Genomic DNA, 20,527 nt, shown 5'->3' with positions numbered 1-20,527 from the left:
ATATAACCAATGGGATATATCTTACCCTAAAAGGAGATCAGAACCTTGACTACAACCTATCGTAAGCCAAGCGTGTTTATTGGCTGTTCACGAGAAGCGATTGATTACGCCCGTGCAGTGAGCAGTCAACTCGAATACGTTGCTCAGGTAAACCCCTGGTACGCTGGAACCTTTGGTGCCAACGATTACACAATGGAAGCCCTTGAAAGAGAACTTAATGCAAATGACTTCGGTATATTCATATTTGCAGCAGATGATGTAGCAATGATAAGGAAAAAGCCGGTATTTATCACGCGTGATAATACTCTATTCGAAGCGGGATTATTTTGGGGGAGACTAGGAAGACGTCGTGTATTCTGTCTTATCCCTAGGGATCTTCCGGAGCGGGACGATTTGATAAAAGGAACAAATGTTTCTGAATTTCATTTGCTTTCTGATTTAGGTGGACTTACTCTACTCAGCTATGGGCAACGCACTGATGGCAGATATACTGCAGCAGTTGATACTGCATGCGGGGAAATCATGAAAGCAATCGCCCAGGAGCAGTTGTTTCAGGATCCTCAAGGTCTTCTGGATGAAAAGCAGGCAATCATTGATCGAAAGCAGAGCCTTCTTCGTTTTTTTTGGGAGTACATCAGAAATGTGACAGTAACGAATCCTATGGAACGGTATACCGCATTTTCTGAAGCGATCCGGAACTCTTTTCTACAGCCGCATAACTTTACTACCACCGGTGCAGCAATTTGGAAAAAAATCGATGAAGAAAACATTCATCAGGTCGGCGGGAACGTAGGCCGGGGTAGAACCTACAAACTAAACGATAACGAAGGTAAAGCAGCTGGAGATCAAAGAATCTATGTTGTTGGTGCTTTCAATACAGGGGAATTTGATTTTTTCCTTCGACGCGGAATTGAAGAGGTTTACATCTTATGCTATCCTTTAGATAAGGAGCATGTTCTCTCTGTTCACATCTCGGGTAATCGAATTTTATCAGATGAACATTTTGAAGAGATTATAGGGATTAACGCTGAGCTCTTGGTTACTATTAAAGCTTTGGTCGGAGGGGATTCGAAATGAAGAGAATTGGAAGAAAACCTACGGTTCGTACCTTCGGGTCCGGACGCGTCCGCCATCGCACTGTGCGAGGGTCTAATCGCGTTGTGATCTCTACGAAAAATGGAATTAAACGAGACTCCAGCATTGGAGTTGTTTTCACAGGTCCATCCGTTGAAGGTACAGACAAGGAATACGTAAAGGTCTATAGTGGCAAGGTAATTGATAAGAAACCTTCATTCGCATAAAATATATAACCGCCTCGGCTCATGCCGCGGCGGTTTTTTTGTTTACAGATGATTTTGTTTATATTCTACCAACTAAAGGACTTTTAATTCTAGTCCACATGTTATGCTCAGGAACCCGCTTGCTGGCTAATCGCTTAAGTTTTTTTAAATACTGGTGTAGACTTAAAACAAAGTTTGATAATTTGGAATAAAGACTGATAATATTTCGGTGTAGACTACAAAAACAGTGCTTCATTAAACTATTCTAGCTAATAGTTTGTCAATATTTAAAACTTAATGGATAAAGCCTATGATGTTACACTGAAAAAAGAGCATGCCAAATAACCATCCATAGGTGGATGGAGAAGCTTTCCTAAGCAGGATAGTGTTTCCTGCTTAGGTCAGACGAAATGCTTCTTTATGGGTAAGAATCGCGAAAATCCAGTGAATGAGCTTATTTACACAGGCAATAACAGCCACTTTAAATGGCTTGCCCTCGGCACGCTTTTTATCGTAAAAGGCTCGGAGTTTTTGGTTGCGTGAGCTGCGCAGGCCGCATCGTACGGCTAGATATAAGGTTGTTCGAAGTCTTCTGGAACCGCGTTTGGTAATCCTATTTCGGGTTGCTGTAAACTTGCCGGAAGAGAAGACGCTAGGGTCGACACCGGCAAATGCAACGAGCTTCTTTGCATGATCAAATCGATCGATCTCTCCGACTTCTGCCAGTATTGTTGCAGCAATTCTGGTGCCAATGCCGGGTATCGATTGGATCAACTCATACTCATGTAATTCTGTAGCCAGAGCATCTATGGACTGGTCGAGGTTTACTAGGTGCTCTTGGTACTGTAGAAGCAGATTAATGAGCAGCTCCAGCGAGATGAGATGGCTTGAAAAAGCAGTTTCCTTGAAAGGGTTTCGCTCCGCGGCAGCTGTTAGTTTCAGCGCGCGATCAAGCGCCCATGCGGAATTCGACCGTCCAGTAAGAGACTGGATCGTCGCTGTGATGTCATTCAAAGACTTAGTCAGCACCGCGGAAGAGGTAGGGTGAAGAGCCAGAAAACGAAGGGATACCTTCGAGTACAGGTCACCAAACACGCCACGGTATTCCGGAAAGACTTGATCAAGGACAGCCTGAAACTGCAGCTTCGCTTGCACATACATATCGGTTAGAGAATCATGCTGCCTTGTCAGATAGCGTAGATTCATCATAAATTGTCCTCGTTTTTTGTACGGTTCTAATTCTTCCTTGTAGAATAATTCCCCTAGTTGATAGGCATCCGCCATATCCGTTTTCACTTTGCGTAAGCTGGTTTTTTTGGCCTGATGTGAAATTAACGGATTAATGACAATATACAAGTATTGATGTTCATCTAGAAACTGAATGACGGGGCTGTGGTAGTGTCCAGTTGCTTCTAACACTACTGCTGGACGCAGTCCAGTAATGCATTCGAGGTCCTTCACAAAATTCAAGAAAGACGCTAGTCCCTCAAGGTTATGCTCAAACTGAAAGATCTTTCCGTGCGGTATTCCTCGGTCAGTGAATGCTTGTGCATGGCTTTCTCCTTTGGAAACATCCAGTCCGATGACAGGATTCATGTAACCACTCCTTGTTATATATTCGCCGGAAGCCCCTAACCTTCTTGTCGTCCACATTATCGCATGTGATTCGGGGTCATGCCCCAACTAGCCTAATCATGGTTTAACAAGTAGGGGGGGATGAACGGAATAGCTCTCGAGATCCAAGTCTCACGGGCAGAAGCGTTCGATCCCCGGCTACCGCTATCTTACGACCACACAAAAATGAGGTCGACCAGTAATTTCTGGTGACCTCATAATACGAAAGGGCAGGATAGTTCAACCATACCTTTGAATATATTCATCGGAAAGATTTCAGCCTTGCCCACATTATCGATTCCATCGGCCTATAAAGCAAAGATTTCATGCTTATTTCCTCGTACTCTCTAATGCGTAAACCCTCATCGAATCGAAGCCCAATAACACACAATTATTCGTGTCGAAAATGATCACATACTGCTATAATGGGATATCATACCAATCCCAGACATTGTATTACTAAGGGATTCACTTAAGGAGAGAGAGACTCATGGTTAAGCTTAACAAAATCACTTTATTTCTACTTGTTGTTATCGTGGGGGCCATTTTTTCTACGGCTTCCGCTTCAGCGGCGACGGCAATCAAAACGGCCACCACCAGCTACCAGTATGGGGCCGCAGCTTTTGATCCTAAAAAGACTTATTCCCAGATCTCAAGCAAGGACTTAAATGTACAAGAAAAAGGTGATTACACCATCGTGACTTGGAGTGATCAATCTAGTCTTGATGGTACACATTTGTATATGAGCGTGGCGAAGAAAAACAAGTGGCTCTTCCGAGGGAAAGAAGTTTTGTACGTCGATGATGCCTATAATTCTTTCTCGACGATGATAACAGTTGCAAATAACTATATTTTCTATGGGAACAATGAGCACCTCGCCGTTAAAATTGTCAATTTGGATGATGGAAAAACTATCAGTGAAAAAACGCTTCAAACGTGGAAAGATGCGAACATCTTCACTTCCAATTATTTCTACCCGATTAGAACAAATGACCGCTCGGGGGTGTTATACGAAAATGGCGTTGGGAAGTATACCATTTATCTTGAAGGTGAACTTGCGAAGCCGCTGACAATAGAAGACCCGAAAAACGTACTTAGAAATCAGCTTATGTCAAAATTTCGTCCGATTGTTCTTACGACCAAACGAGATCGCCTAATCTTTAGTACATGGTTGGGCTCGACCGTATATAACATCAATAAAAAGGACATGAGTTACGACGAAACGGGTCAAGTTAAGAATTATCCTGGAACTTTGTTCTATGCAGGCGGGAAGTTTTACAACTACATTTCAAGCACCAACCCGACGATCCAGTCGCTTGATGAAAATTTCAAAACATTATCAACGACATTGTTTAAAGATACAAGCAAGAATCTAACAAGTGGAACGGCTACCGTTGGAAGTGGCAATGTGGTTCGATTTTGGAGTTATAATAACTACCAAAATACCAATTCACTTCAAGTAACCAGCTTTAACCTTAGCAAATAATAATAAATTTCCTAGCATAGAAAAAGGAGCTGAATCATCGGCCCCTTTTTCTTTCTATTTTGACGAATGGGGCTGGAAAACGCCTATTCAATCATAGTTCTATGCATTTATATACCAGCTACTGAGGGCGAAACCGTGAGTTTACAAACTAATGCAGAGACCTTTGAACGGATTATTGACCATGTAGTGCAAGGAAATCCGTTCAAAAACGGTGTAAGTGATCTTCGAGATCTCTACAAATACTATCGTGTTCAGCCCAAACATCCATATAGTTTCTCCATTGAAGAAATTGAAGAGGCCCTGGTATTAAAAATGCTTAAGCGCCTTTCCCTCATTAGTTCGAGTAAGATCAGTGAAAACATTGAAGATTTGGAAAAATACTATCTGTACCGCCATTTGAAGTTCAAGGATGAAGTTGAGCGGAATTGGAATCATTTGCAGACTCTATCGGAATTTTTAAAACGTAGCCGAAATCGTGTCGATGAAGAAAAACAAATGAAGCCAAGGGCTCTCCTCAAAATCGTCGTGCTGTCTGTAAGGATTAATCAACTACGAGAAGAGGGGATAGGGTCTTCTGGATTTTTTGACATAGACAAAGTAACTCGCCCTGATTTCTGGCGTTATGCCGAAACCGTCCTGTATCTAGAAAGCCACGTACAAAATGCAGTCATCGAAGATGGTATCCTTCGCAATCGAGATGAGGTCGCATCGATACTATTCAACCAAATTGAAAATAGAATCATTAGGTATGGAGCGCTTAACTTCCTGGACTTTATACAACTCGATTACAAAAGCACATTCGATGCTTCCTTCGGTATGTTTGATCGCTCACGCAACTTGGCTCGGAAGTTTCTATATTATATTGGGATAAAGGTTCTAACCTCGAGTAAAACACTAGAAAACCACGGTAAACATGAATCGCTGCACGATATTGTGACTATCGCGAACGTGTTGCTTAATATGTACGACTATCGGATTGACAAACCATTTCAATTCATGTTTGTGGAAGACCCGATTACATACCTAGAGAAGACCATTCGTCACGATGCCCTATACAAGGATTATCAGTACCCACCTGAGAGTACTATCACATTACTAGATCATATTTTGGACGCTTTTCGTAAAGAGCTCATCGAAGCGATCGGACTGGATAAGGAGACGTTCATCCTGATCTCGTACGAGATTTTCCAGTATGCACTCGCTTCGTTTTCATCGAAAGATAAGTTACCGAGGCTGACATTAGATGAATTAACTCGCAGAATGGACACAAAAGCTTCTAGAGGTGACATCATACGATACTTAGACAGTATGGCCAGTCAGACTGCTCTTAATGTCAAGTTTAATCATCCCTTAGAAGTCGGGGGCATTAGTTCGGATTCCGAGTTTCTAGTGCCTATTCCTCTGGGGAGCCACGAGTACCTGATGCCGAATCCTTCGATTGCTGTATTCGGACTCTATGATAAGACCCTGAGTCTCTTACGTTTTCCTACACAGCGATGGGGCGATGCGTTTGAGGAGTTCATTCAAAGGTGGATGACCGCTCATTTGGGCGAGCCTGTTCATACAGGGGAGTATGTGTACGAAGATGAAAAAGGAGAAACGGATGGCATTAGCATTGTGGGAAACAATGTAATTATTTTAGAGAGCAAGAATAAGCCCCTTACTCGTGCAGCTCGATCCGGAGATCTGGCTCAGCTTCTTTTGGATTTAGGTGGATCGTTCATCGAAAGCCAAAAGCAGGCCCTGCGGACAGAGGCAGCTCTACGCAAGGGACCTTTAATGTTGTTTGCAAAGAACAGCGATTTGCAGGAGATGAAACGAGGGACACTTACACCAATTGCCCGAATCGAAGCACCTGCAGATGCGATCTACATTCGATTATCTTGCTCGCCTGTTTTCTATGGCGTATTCAATGAGAATATCGTTTGTCGCAATGTCGTTCAAGCACTACTTGGAAGGTCATTCGTACCATCTGACCCAAAATTAGATAAAAAGTTTAACGAGTTTGAACATAATCTCAATCAGCTTGAGGGGCTGATTAATCTGTTGCAACAGGAAGCATACCCTTCTAAGCGATTAGTTCATCTGATGCACGGATCATCTTTCTTGTCATTTGGATTGATCTATTTGCTAACCAGTCCAACAGTATCAAAGAAACACCCAATAGAGCGTTTGGAGTATTTTAGAATCCTTCAATCTAGTGATTATGATACTTATTCACTACTCAAGTATTTACTTCAGTAGCTGTCAAAAGAAAATAAAGTTGTAGATTGAGAAAATAAAGTATTAGACTATAAAGCCCCATTTAGCGAACGGGCATAATAATTCAAGTTGCGGCTAGGGGCATGATGGCGGCTCTAAGAGGCTTACGCCAGGACCACTTTCAAGGCTTGCACCTATTACCGTATACTAAGAGCAATAGGAGATGACGATACGATGACGACGCCCTTTGTGTTTGATATGACCAACAGAGAAGCTTTGATACAATCCCTGTGCAGCTATTTTGGACTCTCCGAGGAGCAGGTCGAGGATTTTGTCCTCATGAACGAGGATGTTTCATTGGAATTGTTTTGCCAAACATATGACATTGTGGAAGAACAGTTGAATAGACCTGCTCTTTACATAGCCTCCTATCACAGTACGACTAATATGGATCGCTGCGCCTCCATACAAACGCTTGGTTTACTGAATTTAAGAGAGACGATACGGCAAGATACGCCCCTTGCAAGATACTTACGCGAACGCGGCGTTATGTTTGATCTGGATAACAAAACCGTATGCTGTCACGGCAATGTGTTTGACCTAAGAAAAAAACATGTTGGGGTAGTAGATTCGCGAAACAGGGCCAAAGACTTTGTCGCGTATAAACTTTACGAAGATCATCAAATTAATGGTTTCCTTTGCACGGACGATGTGCTTGACTATGGCGGGTATGTGAACCTTCGACCAGAGTTTTTAATGAATGTGGCGGAGCTATTTAAAGATTCAAGGCTGGAATCGGATTGGAAGAGAGATCCAAAGCGGCAAGCGTATGTTCTGAAATATATCGCGCCGCTGTCGGATTACAATCCAAGCACGTTTTCGATTCATCGAGAAGTTGTGGCACAAAAATCTCCTGAAGAGGTCGAGGAAATGAAAGTGCAAGGCTTGCTGACTACGGCGCTTCGAACGCTTTTTAATAGCATGGTATGGGGTACGGTGAGTGAGGATATTTCGTATTTAAATGGAGACGCTGTTGTGCCTCCACAAAACATCATCCAAATCTATACGGCCGAATCGTATACTACATTTAACGAAACGGCGTGGTGAAAAAGAGGCCCTTTCTCTATCAAAACGGGAAACGTTAGCTCAATAAAATAGCGAAAGTCTAGGGGTCATCCAGTCTAATACTTTGTTTTCTGCTGACACTTAATGCTGAACTGAATAAAATGGGGTACATTATAAACAAAATTGAAGATAAAACTTCCACTGTGGTAGATGAACTTGGGGTATTTCCTGGATTCACTTACAGATAAATAATTACTTCGGAAATTTTTTTCAAGCATAAATGGCTCTCCTACAAGAGGCTTTACTCAATTGACGGGACAGAACGATAAATAAACAATTCGGAAAAACAAAAAAATGGCGATGCTAAGGAGAGTATCCTTGCAACGTCATTTTTATTTTTGGTCAGCTACCGCCTTCTTGATCAAAATCAAGGTTGGGATTATCGTCGTAACAGCTCATGTAAAAGGTGGAATTATCAATAGAATAAATGTAAGTTATTTTGATGATGAATCTATTGTAATACTTCGTTACCGTGCCATAAGACAGCCTCATTGAAAACAGCCTTCTTATAGTTTACACATTAGCAAGTGTCATATTATAATATAAACATTCCGAAACAAACAATATTTTCCTTGCAGCTCGAAATGTTCTTGCAGGGAAGGAGCCGCTTTACAGCGATTAAACATATGCACGATAAATAGGAGACCATTTAAACATACGGGACACGTATGTTTTTTTGCGTCTCCTTTTTTTTTGTGCCCAAAAGAGGAGGAATTGGAAAATGAAATACTTATTGGCTAGTCGTACTCAATTCTCTTTTCCCAAACCTGTGAGATTTTATTGGATTTTCGTCCATGAGGTGATGAAGAAATACCTTATCTATTCTGATGATGAGCTCAATAATCGACGCTGGGACTTGCATAATGATGGGTTCGAATTACTTTGGGATTCTGCAATGAGCCGTAAGCAGGCGATTCGTTATATGGCCGATTTTTATCCAGAGTATGAAAAATTCGAAACGCTTCTAACGCCGGTATCTTTTCGTCAAGCATGCAGCTTTATCAATGAGCATCATAGACATCATATGGCGCCACAGGGAATGAAGTTTGCTCTTGGGCTATCTAATGGTGAAAGGCTCATTGGTGTTCTTACTGCGGGTAGGCCTGTATCCAGGCATCGAGACAATGGCTATACGCTAGAAGTTACTCGCCTCTGTGTCAACAATGGGTATATTCACCCCTGCAGCAAGCTTTATGCTGCTGCAAGGCGCGTAGCGAGAGAGATGGGTTACCATTCCTTAATTACGTATACGCTCGATGATGAGTCAGGCTCCTCTGTACGTGCAGCCGGGTTTCAGTTATTGGGAAAGAGTCTTGGAGGAAGTTGGAATAGTCATCGCAGACAACGGGTAGATAAACACCCAATCGGTCAGAAGAAATACTGGATGTTAAATATATCATTTTAAATTTCTTTTGGAGGGATTTTCGAATGTTACAAGTAAAGCGATTTGTAATGCTGCAAATAATAATTGCTATTTTAGCTACGTTAAGCTGCGAAAAAGTACGATTGTTTGCAATTCGCAATCGAGGGGTGTCACTAAACCATCCGCCATTACTGCCTTCTTGGTATTCCGATAAAAGTGGAATTCAGAAGCGTGCTAAAGGCAAAGATCTGGTGTTCGTAGATATTCCAATGAGCCTGCTTTTCTCCGGAGATGAACCCTATCATTCCGTTCAACTCAGATGCTCCATCTACAAGCTAAAGGGAATCGGACTTCGGTATGCAAAGCGAGGATGCCGGACATTAAAAGTCGCATCGTAATATTTGGCGGTAATTTGAAGCAAACACATATAGGAGGAATTTATAAATGGGAAGAGATCAACGATCGGGTTATGGCTGTGGAATGGATGAAAGTACAGCTCGTATGCAATTCGAGAATAGTTTGAACCGAACCTATGGATATGACACCTACGACGGTGGAGGCAACAGCATAACTGAATGGAATAAATCAGTTTGCGCAGAAAAACCGGTTCCCGCTACTGCGGCACCAAAGTCAAAAAAGGTTAAAATCATGCCAATGGCTCCTGGTAAGTTGATTTCAGGCTTCCGTATTACCAATGAAACACCTGAATTAATTCGCCACAAATTGCTTGCCATAGCAGGTTATCACAGAGGAGTAGACATCCCAGATGTTGTAGAGGAATTTGCACTTACTACTGGGGAAGCGAGCAAGAAGGCGGAGGAATTAGCTAAGAGACTCAATTCATCTGTTCATGTGTTTCCCTCACGTCTATGGCAGGATGAGTTAACGAAAAGGTTATCCGTCCCATCTTGCATCCTGGAAGTCTCACCGGTTGGCGGCAAAGAAGCTAAGCTTGGTAAATGGCACTTTGAGGTCGAAGTCCGCGTGTAATAGGTAATTTATATAATGAGAAGGGGTTGTCTCCATGCGTAGGATTGCTTTTATCACAGAGTCTTCTACCAGACAAAACGAACCCATGGCAGCTCACCGCTTTTATCAGGGACAGCGAAGTAGATGGGTTAATGCAGTCATGAACTATATGGCGGAGCGGGATTTTCCACGGGAGGATATCTTCTTTTTAAGTCAACACGGGCAGCGTATCATCGGTTTTGATGAGATTGTGGAACCATACCCTGTTCAAGAATATCATCCTCGAAAGGAAGCCTGCCGTCATTTTGCAAGTAAGATACTAGAACATGTCTTGTCATATTACCCGCTTCCATTCGTAGAAATCCATGCGGGAAAAACTGTAGCGGATCCACTTATGGAACTATTAGAAGAACATGGAATCCAGTATCGACTCTACGGCGCCGGTGTGCCTCTTGGTGCGAAGGCATCTTGCTATGAATCATTAATTGAAGAGGAGCGCAACCAACGGAAATTGAAGGAGATTAGCCGTGAGAAGCGCCACGTATCGGCAATCATAAAAAATTGGACACCTGAAGAAGCAAGTCAAATCGTATCGGAGTATGATTCCCGTGCGCAGCTTTATGGTATCGAGAATCATATCGGTGAATTAAAAACTCTGCTCGGCAATTGCCGTCAAAAACGGAAAGAAGAGAGCAAAGCACTTGCCGATCTCGAAACGATTATGGAGCAGGAGGGATCAGAACGGCAATTTTAAAGCTTTTCTTCACGCCCAAAAATCACTTTCTGATCTTCATACCAGCACTGATTATGAAAGAATCAAGAGTATCTTTGGCAAGTCAATCGCAAAATTCACTTGTTATTTGATTAAGAGGCAGTACGTAGTCCAAGCAGAAAATAGAATTAATGAATCACTGCTACGATTGCAAGTCGCTTTACTCAAATGATTCTGTCCTATTAAAGCGGCATTTATATGGAGGTAATTTTTATGATAATAGATGACCATGATGATGTTGAGATCATTTTCGAAGAAGAGAAAATGTGCCGCCTTGTTATGAAGGATAAGTACTTGAAATTCGTTTTCGATGACATGGTAAGAAAAGGTCGGTCAGAAGCAGATGCCTTACTTATCGTCTTTACCTCGAATGTAATAGGCGATTTTGTATTAACTAACCAGTACGAATCTTGTAATGTAAAGTGATTTGTAGGGTTATTAGCATATTCCCTGACAGGGGGAGCTTGAATCACGCTCCCCTGTTGAAAGGGGCGTGCTAGGAGGAATTTAAATGAAAAAAAATAACACTAATGTATTGATCCTATCAACTGTGCATATTTCTGAAGAGGCAAAAGCCTGGATTAATGCTGCCAAAGAAAAACGATTTGCAGTTGCGGTTTATGATGCAACGCAAACAATTACGGGTTGGTTTATCGAAATTCCCTCAGATTATGATGCAATTTTAAATAAGGAGAATTTTCCATCCGCTATTCTAGATATTATCAGCTACGCTGCAGCTGGTGGTTATAGATGGGCAATGCTTGATCACGCTGCAAGTCGAATCACCAACTTGCCAATCTACGAATAGTTTCTTAAGTAAACAGGAGGTATTATTAATGCAAATTGGAGGAAGTAACTCGGTTCCACGACCAACTCTCTGATTATAGGTGCGACGGAGGAGCGGGATTTCCCGTTTTGCGGTTCACTGTAGCCCCCTTCGAGCGATCGTTCAACTGGACAGAGTAGCACTTTTACGGTTCTTTCGAGACTGTATTAGAGGACAATATGAGTCCTGCCTTTTCCGAATCGATAAAATCGATTTGGAAATGGAGAGATTGGTATGAATACGACAATTCATCATGAAGAAATTAAGACCCATAGCCCGCTTCGTTGGTTTGGGGGTAAGCATTACCTGGCAAAACATATTGTTCCACTTTTTCCAAAACATCATTGTTTTGTAGACGTTTTCGGGGGCGGTGCTCACTTATCAGTTGCTAAACCACAAAGCCCTGTAGAAATCTTTAATGATATCGACGCTGAACTCATTCATTTCTTAATGACGCTGAGAAGTCAAAAGAAGGAGCTACTACTGGCTTTAGGATCACTCCCGACGAGCAGACAACTGTATAATGGATTTCTGCAGTCTGCGATCCCTGTGGACCCTGTAGAGCGTGCAGCACGCTGGTATTATCTCCTGCGACAGCGAATCATTCCTGCAAATGGTGTGCCCAGTGGATTCCGTTACGGAAAGGTGAAAAATTCAGCCATTGACTATCAAAATTCTGTCGTTCGACTGGATTCTTTCGAGCAACGCTTTCGTTCTATTTTAATAGAGTCCCTGGATTTCAGGGAAGTGATCAAACGCTATGATGGACCAAATACGTTCTTTTTTATTGATAGCCCTTATGTTGACAAAGAACACTTTTACCTGGGCGGATTCAATAAGATAGATCATATCGATCTTGCAGAATTACTACACGGAATCAAAGGCAAGTGTTTAGTTACTTACTACGGACACCCGCTCGTAATGGATCTTTATAAAGACTTCCACATACGGACGGTTGAAGCACGTGTCGGTGCTGTTGTGAAAGCAGAACTGGGACAGGAACGACGTAGAGAAACCGAATTTTTCTTTATGAATTACAATCCTGACGAAGTTGAACGGCCCTATATCAATCTCAGAAAATAAAAAAATGATCGCTCAGTTAATACAACTGTGGCGATCATTTTTTTTATTTAAATTTTCCTGCTTAAAGGCCAAGTGGCCAAAGCATGACAAAAATCAGCTGGTTTAATGCTCGCTCGTCAAAACCACGCTCTAGTTTGAAACTGACTATTATATTGACTCATCATATCCCATTTTAATCGCAGCTTGATCAAGGGCAGTATCAAGGTGGCCGCCCCATAACACACCAGCAAAATTACCACCAGCATAAAGGACTGATAATGAAAATAGAAATCTACCAGTATATCCATAGTTATAGTTTCCAAACCATTCAGATGTGCGAGTTACTCCAGTCGTGTAGGAATATCTTGTATATGCATTCCATTGTTTAGTATTTGGTGAATAACCTGCTAAACTTTTATAATCCCATACACCACCATTTGTAACACTTGCAACCCAAAATGCTGTTGTCTTATACACTGCAGCTGTTCCACTCCCCTCAATATAAAGAGAAGCAACATAGTAATCTTGGACTTCTTGTTTATTTTTAGTAGCTATACCAATCGCATTTAGAACAGGTAGCGAATTGAGAGTAGAGAAGTTAGAACTATTTCCTTTCAGAGAATATAAACTATTAGTTTGTATTTTCTTTTGATTTTTTAATTGAATATCTTTAATTGCCTCGTCATTTGATAGACTAACAAGATTAAAATCAGTATCGAAGTTATATCCGCCAACAATTACTAGATAATTAGAACGTTCCATCTTGAACAAGTAATTATCAAATAAATCCTTGTCAACAGCTAGATCTTCCGCTGAAGCGTGAATTTCTATTAATCCATCTTCGTTTAATGAAACCAGCCCACTTTTCACCACTTTTTTGTGGAGCTCATCGAGTATTTCATTTTGGTTCACTAGACTTTCAATGTTGACCCCATCTAGTAATGCATTTTGGTTCGTCAGATTTTCAAGATTGTTAATTTTGAGCCGGAGTTCATCTAGTAATTCTTTTGGGTCTGTCAGATCTTCCGTAATTGGAAGTTTCTCCTCTGTAACACTATTAGCAAAAACTGGTGAGACAGAAAAAATAAGAATAATAGCGGTTAACAATAATACTAACTTTTTCAAAAATTAACACTCCTTTGTAATTTTTTTCATTTCATTAAACACATTAACAAACAATATGAAACAATTTTGTCAACAAATTACCATTTGTGACTTTTGCTTTTTATAAAACTAAAAGTAATTACTAGAATCTCGTTTGAATAAATCGGCCACATGGGTTATAATGCGAACTCATATGGCCAAAATCCAGTAATGTCGATCAAAGTATTAATCATGTGAAAGAATATCAGAACAATTAATAATTTCATATATAAAAAAATCTATACTGTAAATATCAAGTAAATGTTCCATTATCGACATTGGGATAAAATGTATCTTATTCAATATAACACTATATATTTATATTGGCCATATTCGATAAAAAATCTAGTAAATGCTGTGATTAGAATATTTACAATACTTTTGTGGTACCGACAATCATAATTCGCTCCTGTGGAGAGTGCAGCACGCTAGTATTATCTTCTACGGCAGCGAATCATTCCTGCAAATGGTGTGCACAGTGTTGACACTTATAATGACTTCCACATACGGACGGTTGAAGCGCGTTTTTGGTGATGTTGTGAAAGCAAAACTGGGTCAGGAACGACGTAGAGAAACCGAATTTTTCTTTATGAATTTCGATCCTGAAGAAGTTGAACGGCCCTATATCAATTTTAGACTAGATGCTCCATACGATAATCGCTGTATGGACGTCGAGACCTTGCCGTTGTAAAAAGAAAATAATGTATTAGACTGATGGTACTTCATTAGAGCACTGCCCAGTGGAGTGCCGGCTATTCTTATTGATAAGTATGCGGAGTGAAAGAATATGTACCTATAGTAAACGAAACGATAAAACAAAATTCGTTTACACAATTTACCAACAAATGTATTCTTGAACTGTAGCGGAAGCACCGTACAAGTTAGGGCCTAGGGAAAGCATTCCCGTTCCTTTTTCGTACAGAATCTGTTGAGCTATTTATCCTAGGAGGAAACTTCATGAGTGAGTTTAGTCAAAGTTATCATTTACGAACCAGCGACAAAGAAGAGGCTATATCCCTTCTAAATCGCTCTGGAAAACATGGATATGTATTTGAGTCGACCAATGGATGGGTGACTTTTGTAATCGCAGATGGTAATTTCTCGGTTGACGAAGAGGTGACTGAGCAAAATACGGGCACCCTTGTTCATTATGTTTACGCCGAAGATCATGGATGGGAGCTTCTGGTCTATAACAAGAATAAACTCGTGTTTGATTATAATTGTGCATGGGAAGACAATCTCGTTATCAAAGCCAGCAAGTTAGATTTAATCGTGATCCAAAACTTAAAAACAGAACAAGGAAAACCAGTCGACAATATTGAATCAATTTTCGATGTCGAGGACATCGAGGAGTTGTTTGCACTCGAAACGCCTCCAGCTTATTTGATCGCAGACCACTTAGGGATCGTGCACTATGATTGGTTATCATACGATAGCGTTCATGATGATCCATCGTTTTTCCAAGGGATAACCGAAATATAAATGAAGCGGTTAATGTCCAGCGTCAAGAGTATTATTTTCGTTTCCGTGCGCATTAAAATTATCAAACTTTATTATAAAGCTACAACCGCCCAGCTATGAGCTGCGGCGGTTTTTCTCATGTGGTACCTTAAAGTGACTATATACCTATATACAATAATTATGATAAGGTTGTGGAAAATGATGGTATAGGAGTGTTTTAGGTGAAATACAAGATTTATGGAATTATTTTTATTTTGATAATTCTTTTGATTGGATGCGAAAGTAAAATTTCGAATAATAATAGTTCAACGGTTAGTCAAGACCCGGAATATACATATTCCGAAATACTTACTTTAATATCTAATGAGGATTGGCTCAAGGCTTCTGAGGAATTAAACACACTAGAGCCGGACTATAAAGGGGTTAAAATACTAAAAAGCATAGTATATTCAAATATTGCACTCCAAGAGGTTTCAGGAAATGAATTTTCCGATTATGCTGCTGTATTAGTTGAGATGAAGAAAATTCCGAATAAATATAATGATATACATAGTGATTTAGTAAACCAATATAAAAAAAATTTATTTGATAGAATTAGCGCTTTAGAACTTAATTCGATTTCAAATTTTATTCATGAAAAGAAATATGATAATGCACTAACAGCAATTCAAAATTCCATCTTTATATATATGGATAGTTCATATATCGGTCTTAATAAATACTCTTATGCTATGAAAATGAAAGAAAAAGATGTTTCTGTTTATTACGATTTTTTATACAAAATTCCTAAGGATTATGATGGAATACTTAATAAAGAAATAAATTTAAACAAGAGCGAGGTAGAATCAAAGCTAGTTGATTTAATAAAAAAGAAAAAGTATGAGGATGTATTGAAAATTCTTGGTAAATATACTCAGAGAGATGCCGCCGATATAACTTTTTATGCAGTAAGAACAATAGTTAAAATCCGACAAGATGTTGCTTATAGCTATAGAGCGTTAGCTGAAATTCCGGATAATTATAAAGGAATAATGTATGAGGAAATAATCTCTTATAAAGAGAAGTACAGAGGAGATCTTAAAGCATATTCGGCTGAATTATCATATCGAGAAAGATTACGAAATCAACCAGCAAAACCTTCTCCTCAGATAGGTATGAGTCCTGAAGAAGTTAACTCTTCGAGTTGGGGTTCTCCTGAAGATAAAAACAGAACAACTACTAAATATGGTGTCAGTGAACAATGGGTTTATGGTGATGGTCGTTATGTGTATTTTAATGATGGTGAAGTAACAACAATTCAAGAATAGATCATTTTGTTTCTTAAATTTAAAGCGTGTAGAGATGGTATTTATGGTTCAATGCTTACCGATGGCTCTTAGCTGTTTACTGGCTTTCGCCCCTCGTGTATAATAAATACCATTATGAAAGACGAAAAATTTTCCTTGCCGTAACATATTCGAGCAGGGAAGGAGACGCTATTCAGCGATTTTACAAAGGTACGAATAATGGAGCGCATTGGCATACGGAGTCCGTATGTCTTTTTTGCGTTCCTTTTTTCGTTCCCCAAACAAGGAGGATATTCATTTATGGAAGTTGAGAACACGAAAAACCTATACGTAAAGGCATGGTTTTTGTCACCTGAAGAGATTGAAAGGCAACTGAGTAGTTTAACTACTCCTTGGAAAAGAATAAATAATCAGTTCTTCTTCCTTGTAACGGCAGCTGATTACAACGAGGTATTATTCTCAATCCATGAATTAAATCTGACAAACGGGTCAACGATCCACGAGAGTGATATCGACTATGTACAGAATACTCAGGAAGAAATTGAGAAGCTACTCAATGAAATTTATAGCCAAGCCAACATCATATTTCGCTGAAGGGAATCATGAACCATGACAAAGACAACGTTTACGCTAAAGTATTTTTACACAATGGCTTCCTATGTAAAGAAAAGGGCTATCAACTCTATAGCCTGTATTTCTAACCGCATCAATCGAAGCGAGAGCTGCGATAACTGTGATTACTTGGATAGAGATGGATTAGATCCGGAAGTGTTAGAAATACGCATCTTGAGTTATAGCATCTCTCATTACTTGGAGAGCGAAGAGAAATCAAAAAATAAGCATTTTTTGCTGCTACAGCTTGTAAAAAATCGTTATGAATTGTTAACCGGTACCCAGCTCCGGTATCATCGGGTAGCCATGTTCGATTATAGGAACCAGGCGATGAAAGACCTTTTGATTCCATCTAAAGGAATCGTTGATGCCTATCAGCTCGCTGCAAATAGCGGGCTTAATGCTCGCCCCCTATCAATTCGTCCATGTTAATTGAATAGTTTTACCCTCTGCACGGGGGAATATCGACCTCCCTGTGCAGAGGGGGAGGGATTGGAAGGTTGTTAATTAGTGACTAAGGAGAAAAATAAAAACCACTTGTATCGAATATCCCGCTTCACTCCAGAGAGACTTGAACGGCTGCCGCTTGAAGTAGCTGGTTACGCTCAGGCAATTGGCGGGATGCCCCAAAACCATCTTGAAGTACTAAATAAGCGAGGATGGCTATTGCCCTTTCTTTTTACTTATGATGCTCTCTTATGGGGCCGCTGGGATTATTGGTTGGAGATTAAGCAGAAGGGTACGATAACCGGGAGTGGACCAATCCCAAAAATTGAGTGGGCAGATCTCGGATCGCCGAGGACGCTCGCGACTAGGAATATGTTCACAAGTTGCTTATCTCATCATGAAGCGACGATCGATCATTTTTCGGACTGGCTCCTATGGGGCCTATCCGCTACAGATGAGAAGCCGCGAATTTCAGAGAAACTAAATGAACACTTCTATCGCGAATTTGATTTATTTCTTGTTCTCGATAATCCAACAGATTATCTCTCACAGGTTTTGTGTGATGAGACCGGGAAAGGTTACAAGTCGGGGCTCGGATATTTTCCTACGCCATTTCCGATTACTCGCATGATGCTTGAAATGACACATGGCGATGGCGACCCAGAGGAAAAAAAACGGCAAACGGTAATGGATTCTTGCGTTGGAACTGGTGCAATGCTATTACCTGCGTCAAACTATTTCCTTCGAGGTTATGGCCAGGATATTTCTGGGATTGCGATTAAGCTCTGTAAAATTCAAATGTACTTTTATGCACCGTGGTACGCCAGTCCTGGTGACGTAACGGGTTATGATAAAATGGAGGTTCCAATCCAACTTGTACCCGCCATACCGAGTCGAAACGGTGAGATAACCACTGATCAATTTGCGTTTGCCTTTTGACGTTGGAGGAAATTTAATTAATGAAATATTTTAGCATTTGGAATCAGCTTGTATCTCATCTATATTAGCTGACCTACCCCTGCATGGGTGCCTAAACAATATGGCTTCCGGTGCAGAGGGAGCTAATGGAGTGATTGATATGAACAGAATGGTAATTGGATCAAAGCGTATGTATGCAGTCCTGCCAAATACAATGATGGAGTACAAGACGATTTGGTGCCGGTTTGAGAATGGATTCTATTGGTTCTATCGCTCTCAGCCAGCGGACACAGCAGAGCAGCTAGTCAAAAAATATAACAAAGTTGTACAGCCTGGACGAAGGTATTTTTGTTTTCCTGAAGGATTTGATGCAAAACTATTAGGTTCAAATGCGTTTGGGCCTACCTTACTTCAAGCAATCGAGGATCATTTACAACGTCCAAGTGACTTTAAGTTCCTACGTATCAAAGAACAGATTGTTAAGCTGGCCATTCATCATTATAGTATGACACCTGAGGCAGTTAGTTTAATCGAAAAGAGAATGATTGAATTACACCAACAGGCAGAGGAGCTGAATTGTAATGGCACAAGAGATTGAGGTGACTCTAAGAATTCGTATTTCTGACGAGCAACTGCATGCTGCCGGCATGACGGTTGCGCAATTCGCTCAAAATGTGAATCTTGACGAGCGAGGATTAGATATACCATCTGTTGTCCTCTCTCAGGAGGAGCGGGATACCGCGATTGTAATGACCAAAGTAATTGTTGGAATAAAAAAAGAGCACCTAAAACAGACAGAAGAACAGTTTATGAGAGATTACTACGGTAACGATAACTAACTCACGGCCGCTGGCCATTCTCTAGACTAGCTGGAAAGCCGTATGTACATAGAAAGACAACGAAATCAAAATAATGTGAAAATACCCGCTTAACGGGCGTTTCACTGTATTCTTTACCCTCTGCACTGGGGAAAATCTTCACTCCCCGGTGCAGAGGGGAGTAATTTAGGGGTAATTAATATGCAATTTTCAATTGAATGTAAGTGCGCTAGTGCCGAATGTAATCTTTGCGGAGGAAAGGGATTCATTCCAAGCAAAGATCTACTCTTCGTTGATATGGTAGAAGGTGTTTCTTACAAGGTAACCGGTCCTTATTCAGATGAATTTGCCTTCACGGAAGCTCACGTAAAAAGGGGACCTGATACGTTGTCATTTACCTTCATCTCGCAAGACGAAACAAATGGTGTTCAGTCACAAAGTCCTGAGATAAGATTAGTAGTAATTAAAATCGAGCTTTTAGGTCTTCTACAGAGTATCGGCGTTAAATACGGCATTCCGGAGAATGAATCTGAATTTTTTATTAAGCATCTGGTGGATCATCAAGACCTTAATAAATACGAACTTAGTGAACTGGTAGAAGCGATTGGTGTTGGCATGGAGGAGGCGGTAACAACGGGCTGCTTAAGGGAGTGGGACGCTAAATACGGCACAAATCTTCGATATATGGTATCTATTTTACCTAACAGCGAATGGCCCGTCGTAGAACGTGACTATGCCGAATTATGTGGATATGTTGTCAATCGAATGAATCATGAAAATGTCACCCTTCTTTGGGCATTAAGAGAATTTGAGAAGGACAGGCGTAATGCTCGAGGACTTTCGGTTTTTGACATTCTTGCACGTTCGGTAAAAACGATTGAGCAATTGGAGCGAGACATCATGCGTAGGATGAAGCCTGTGTTGCCTTCCAAGTTGGGTTCAGATTATGTGGAGATAGATTTTCTAGAAGCAATGGATCTATTTGTACTCGGAAGAGGAGTCTATGTAGAATGGGATACCCTAAAACGTATCCAAAAGGACAATTGGTGTGAATTAAATATTAACCACCTGCAGCGTGGGAAATGGTTTATAAACATCAGCGAATCATCTTATCAAGATTCAACTGTTCCTGTAAAACATTGA

22 protein-coding genes are annotated in these 20,527 nt (G+C 40.7%); 20 read left to right on the top strand and 2 right to left on the bottom strand.

Annotated features, from left to right (window positions below):
• The first annotated feature begins 45 nt into the window (after nucleotides 1-45).
• Complete coding sequence (locus BK120_RS23000) at nucleotides 46-1,077, top strand: TIR domain-containing protein (protein ID WP_076269846.1); 1,032 nt, start codon at nucleotides 46-48, stop codon at nucleotides 1,075-1,077.
• The gene (locus BK120_RS22995; protein WP_076269845.1) at nucleotides 1,074-1,301 is read left to right on the top strand and encodes a hypothetical protein; all 228 of its coding nucleotides are present in this window, start codon (nucleotides 1,074-1,076) and stop codon (nucleotides 1,299-1,301) included. The genes BK120_RS23000 and BK120_RS22995 overlap by 4 nt, the downstream gene beginning before the upstream one ends.
• 375 nt (nucleotides 1,302-1,676) lie before the next feature.
• Here BK120_RS22995 and BK120_RS22990 read toward each other — a convergent pair whose 3' ends face one another.
• Nucleotides 1,677-2,876, bottom strand: coding sequence for an IS110 family RNA-guided transposase (locus tag BK120_RS22990; RefSeq protein ID WP_076269844.1), 1,200 nt, complete (start codon nucleotides 2,874-2,876; stop codon nucleotides 1,677-1,679).
• 508 nt (nucleotides 2,877-3,384) lie between these two features.
• Here BK120_RS22990 and BK120_RS22985 point away from each other — a divergent pair.
• The 10 genes from BK120_RS22985 (at nucleotide 3,385) to BK120_RS22940 (ending at nucleotide 12,720) form a co-directional block, all read left to right on the top strand.
• Entirely contained in the window at nucleotides 3,385-4,380 is a 996-nt protein-coding gene (locus tag BK120_RS22985; protein ID WP_076269843.1) for a hypothetical protein, read from the top strand.
• A 135-nt stretch (nucleotides 4,381-4,515) separates the two neighbouring features.
• On the top strand, nucleotides 4,516-6,624 hold the full coding sequence (locus tag BK120_RS22980) for a hypothetical protein (RefSeq protein WP_076269842.1): 2,109 nt from the start codon (nucleotides 4,516-4,518) through the stop codon (nucleotides 6,622-6,624).
• 192 nt (nucleotides 6,625-6,816) lie between these two features.
• Nucleotides 6,817-7,689, top strand: coding sequence for a hypothetical protein (locus tag BK120_RS22975; protein ID WP_076269841.1), 873 nt, complete (start codon nucleotides 6,817-6,819; stop codon nucleotides 7,687-7,689).
• A gap of 739 nt (nucleotides 7,690-8,428) precedes the next feature.
• Nucleotides 8,429-9,112, top strand: a complete 684-nt coding sequence (locus BK120_RS22970) for an XF1762 family protein (protein ID WP_083682344.1) — start codon at nucleotides 8,429-8,431, stop codon at nucleotides 9,110-9,112.
• 23 nt (nucleotides 9,113-9,135) lie between these two features.
• Nucleotides 9,136-9,468 (top strand): hypothetical protein, encoded by a 333-nt coding sequence (locus tag BK120_RS22965; RefSeq protein ID WP_076269840.1) that lies wholly within the window; start codon nucleotides 9,136-9,138, stop codon nucleotides 9,466-9,468.
• Between the two features lie 46 nt (nucleotides 9,469-9,514).
• Nucleotides 9,515-10,060: a hypothetical protein gene (locus BK120_RS22960; RefSeq protein WP_076269839.1), complete on the top strand. Its 546-nt coding sequence runs from the start codon at nucleotides 9,515-9,517 to the stop codon at nucleotides 10,058-10,060.
• A 34-nt stretch (nucleotides 10,061-10,094) separates the two neighbouring features.
• Complete coding sequence (locus tag BK120_RS22955) at nucleotides 10,095-10,793, top strand: DUF6884 domain-containing protein (protein ID WP_076269838.1); 699 nt, start codon at nucleotides 10,095-10,097, stop codon at nucleotides 10,791-10,793.
• A gap of 231 nt (nucleotides 10,794-11,024) precedes the next feature.
• The gene (locus tag BK120_RS22950) at nucleotides 11,025-11,237 is read left to right on the top strand and encodes a hypothetical protein (RefSeq protein WP_076269837.1); all 213 of its coding nucleotides are present in this window, start codon (nucleotides 11,025-11,027) and stop codon (nucleotides 11,235-11,237) included.
• Nucleotides 11,238-11,322: 85 nt separating this feature from the next.
• The gene (locus tag BK120_RS22945; protein ID WP_076269836.1) at nucleotides 11,323-11,619 is read left to right on the top strand and encodes a DUF5983 family protein; all 297 of its coding nucleotides are present in this window, start codon (nucleotides 11,323-11,325) and stop codon (nucleotides 11,617-11,619) included.
• Nucleotides 11,620-11,871: 252 nt separating this feature from the next.
• On the top strand, nucleotides 11,872-12,720 hold the full coding sequence (locus BK120_RS22940) for a DNA adenine methylase (RefSeq protein ID WP_076269835.1): 849 nt from the start codon (nucleotides 11,872-11,874) through the stop codon (nucleotides 12,718-12,720).
• 147 nt (nucleotides 12,721-12,867) lie between these two features.
• Here BK120_RS22940 and BK120_RS22935 read toward each other — a convergent pair whose 3' ends face one another.
• Nucleotides 12,868-13,824: a polymorphic toxin type 44 domain-containing protein gene (locus BK120_RS22935; protein ID WP_076269834.1), complete on the bottom strand. Its 957-nt coding sequence runs from the start codon at nucleotides 13,822-13,824 to the stop codon at nucleotides 12,868-12,870.
• Between the two features lie 975 nt (nucleotides 13,825-14,799).
• On the opposite strand from BK120_RS22935, the gene BK120_RS22930 reads away from it, so the two are divergent.
• The 8 genes from BK120_RS22930 (at nucleotide 14,800) to BK120_RS22895 (ending at nucleotide 20,527) form a co-directional block, all read left to right on the top strand.
• A complete protein-coding gene (locus BK120_RS22930) occupies nucleotides 14,800-15,324 on the top strand; it encodes a hypothetical protein (RefSeq protein ID WP_076269833.1) in 525 nt (174 codons plus the stop codon).
• Nucleotides 15,325-15,524: 200 nt separating this feature from the next.
• Entirely contained in the window at nucleotides 15,525-16,610 is a 1,086-nt protein-coding gene (locus BK120_RS22925) for a hypothetical protein (RefSeq protein ID WP_076269832.1), read from the top strand.
• A 279-nt stretch (nucleotides 16,611-16,889) separates the two neighbouring features.
• On the top strand, nucleotides 16,890-17,183 hold the full coding sequence (locus BK120_RS22920) for a hypothetical protein (protein ID WP_076269831.1): 294 nt from the start codon (nucleotides 16,890-16,892) through the stop codon (nucleotides 17,181-17,183).
• A 15-nt stretch (nucleotides 17,184-17,198) separates the two neighbouring features.
• Nucleotides 17,199-17,633: a hypothetical protein gene (locus BK120_RS22915; protein WP_076269830.1), complete on the top strand. Its 435-nt coding sequence runs from the start codon at nucleotides 17,199-17,201 to the stop codon at nucleotides 17,631-17,633.
• A gap of 78 nt (nucleotides 17,634-17,711) precedes the next feature.
• A complete protein-coding gene (locus BK120_RS22910) occupies nucleotides 17,712-18,587 on the top strand; it encodes an N-6 DNA methylase (RefSeq protein WP_076269829.1) in 876 nt (291 codons plus the stop codon).
• A gap of 139 nt (nucleotides 18,588-18,726) precedes the next feature.
• The gene (locus BK120_RS22905; protein WP_144376829.1) at nucleotides 18,727-19,164 is read left to right on the top strand and encodes a hypothetical protein; all 438 of its coding nucleotides are present in this window, start codon (nucleotides 18,727-18,729) and stop codon (nucleotides 19,162-19,164) included.
• Complete coding sequence (locus BK120_RS22900) at nucleotides 19,148-19,405, top strand: hypothetical protein (protein ID WP_076269827.1); 258 nt, start codon at nucleotides 19,148-19,150, stop codon at nucleotides 19,403-19,405. The genes BK120_RS22905 and BK120_RS22900 overlap by 17 nt, the downstream gene beginning before the upstream one ends.
• Before the next feature lie 180 nt (nucleotides 19,406-19,585).
• Nucleotides 19,586-20,527 (top strand): hypothetical protein, encoded by a 942-nt coding sequence (locus BK120_RS22895; protein WP_076269826.1) that lies wholly within the window; start codon nucleotides 19,586-19,588, stop codon nucleotides 20,525-20,527.

Origin of the sequence: Paenibacillus sp. FSL A5-0031, assembly GCF_001956295.1 — a bacterium.
Taxonomy (GTDB): Bacteria; Bacillota; Bacilli; order Paenibacillales; family Paenibacillaceae; genus Pristimantibacillus.
This window is presented reverse-complemented; position numbering and strand designations above follow the sequence as displayed.

Coding starts and splice junctions, on each gene's coding strand:
- BK120_RS22940 (WP_076269835.1), top strand. CDS start 11,872: ATGAATACGACAATTCATCATGAAGAAATTAAGACCCATAGCCCGCTT.
- BK120_RS22990 (WP_076269844.1), bottom strand. CDS start 2,876: ATGAATCCTGTCATCGGACTGGATGTTTCCAAAGGAGAAAGCCATGCA.
- BK120_RS22930 (WP_076269833.1), top strand. CDS start 14,800: ATGAGTGAGTTTAGTCAAAGTTATCATTTACGAACCAGCGACAAAGAA.
- BK120_RS22920 (WP_076269831.1), top strand. CDS start 16,890: ATGGAAGTTGAGAACACGAAAAACCTATACGTAAAGGCATGGTTTTTG.
- BK120_RS22995 (WP_076269845.1), top strand. CDS start 1,074: ATGAAGAGAATTGGAAGAAAACCTACGGTTCGTACCTTCGGGTCCGGA.
- BK120_RS22900 (WP_076269827.1), top strand. CDS start 19,148: ATGGCACAAGAGATTGAGGTGACTCTAAGAATTCGTATTTCTGACGAG.
- BK120_RS22985 (WP_076269843.1), top strand. CDS start 3,385: ATGGTTAAGCTTAACAAAATCACTTTATTTCTACTTGTTGTTATCGTG.
- BK120_RS22950 (WP_076269837.1), top strand. CDS start 11,025: ATGATAATAGATGACCATGATGATGTTGAGATCATTTTCGAAGAAGAG.
- BK120_RS22915 (WP_076269830.1), top strand. CDS start 17,199: ATGACAAAGACAACGTTTACGCTAAAGTATTTTTACACAATGGCTTCC.
- BK120_RS22895 (WP_076269826.1), top strand. CDS start 19,586: ATGCAATTTTCAATTGAATGTAAGTGCGCTAGTGCCGAATGTAATCTT.
- BK120_RS22970 (WP_083682344.1), top strand. CDS start 8,429: ATGAAATACTTATTGGCTAGTCGTACTCAATTCTCTTTTCCCAAACCT.
- BK120_RS22975 (WP_076269841.1), top strand. CDS start 6,817: ATGACGACGCCCTTTGTGTTTGATATGACCAACAGAGAAGCTTTGATA.
- BK120_RS22965 (WP_076269840.1), top strand. CDS start 9,136: ATGTTACAAGTAAAGCGATTTGTAATGCTGCAAATAATAATTGCTATT.
- BK120_RS22945 (WP_076269836.1), top strand. CDS start 11,323: ATGAAAAAAAATAACACTAATGTATTGATCCTATCAACTGTGCATATT.
- BK120_RS22955 (WP_076269838.1), top strand. CDS start 10,095: ATGCGTAGGATTGCTTTTATCACAGAGTCTTCTACCAGACAAAACGAA.
- BK120_RS22905 (WP_144376829.1), top strand. CDS start 18,727: ATGAACAGAATGGTAATTGGATCAAAGCGTATGTATGCAGTCCTGCCA.
- BK120_RS22960 (WP_076269839.1), top strand. CDS start 9,515: ATGGGAAGAGATCAACGATCGGGTTATGGCTGTGGAATGGATGAAAGT.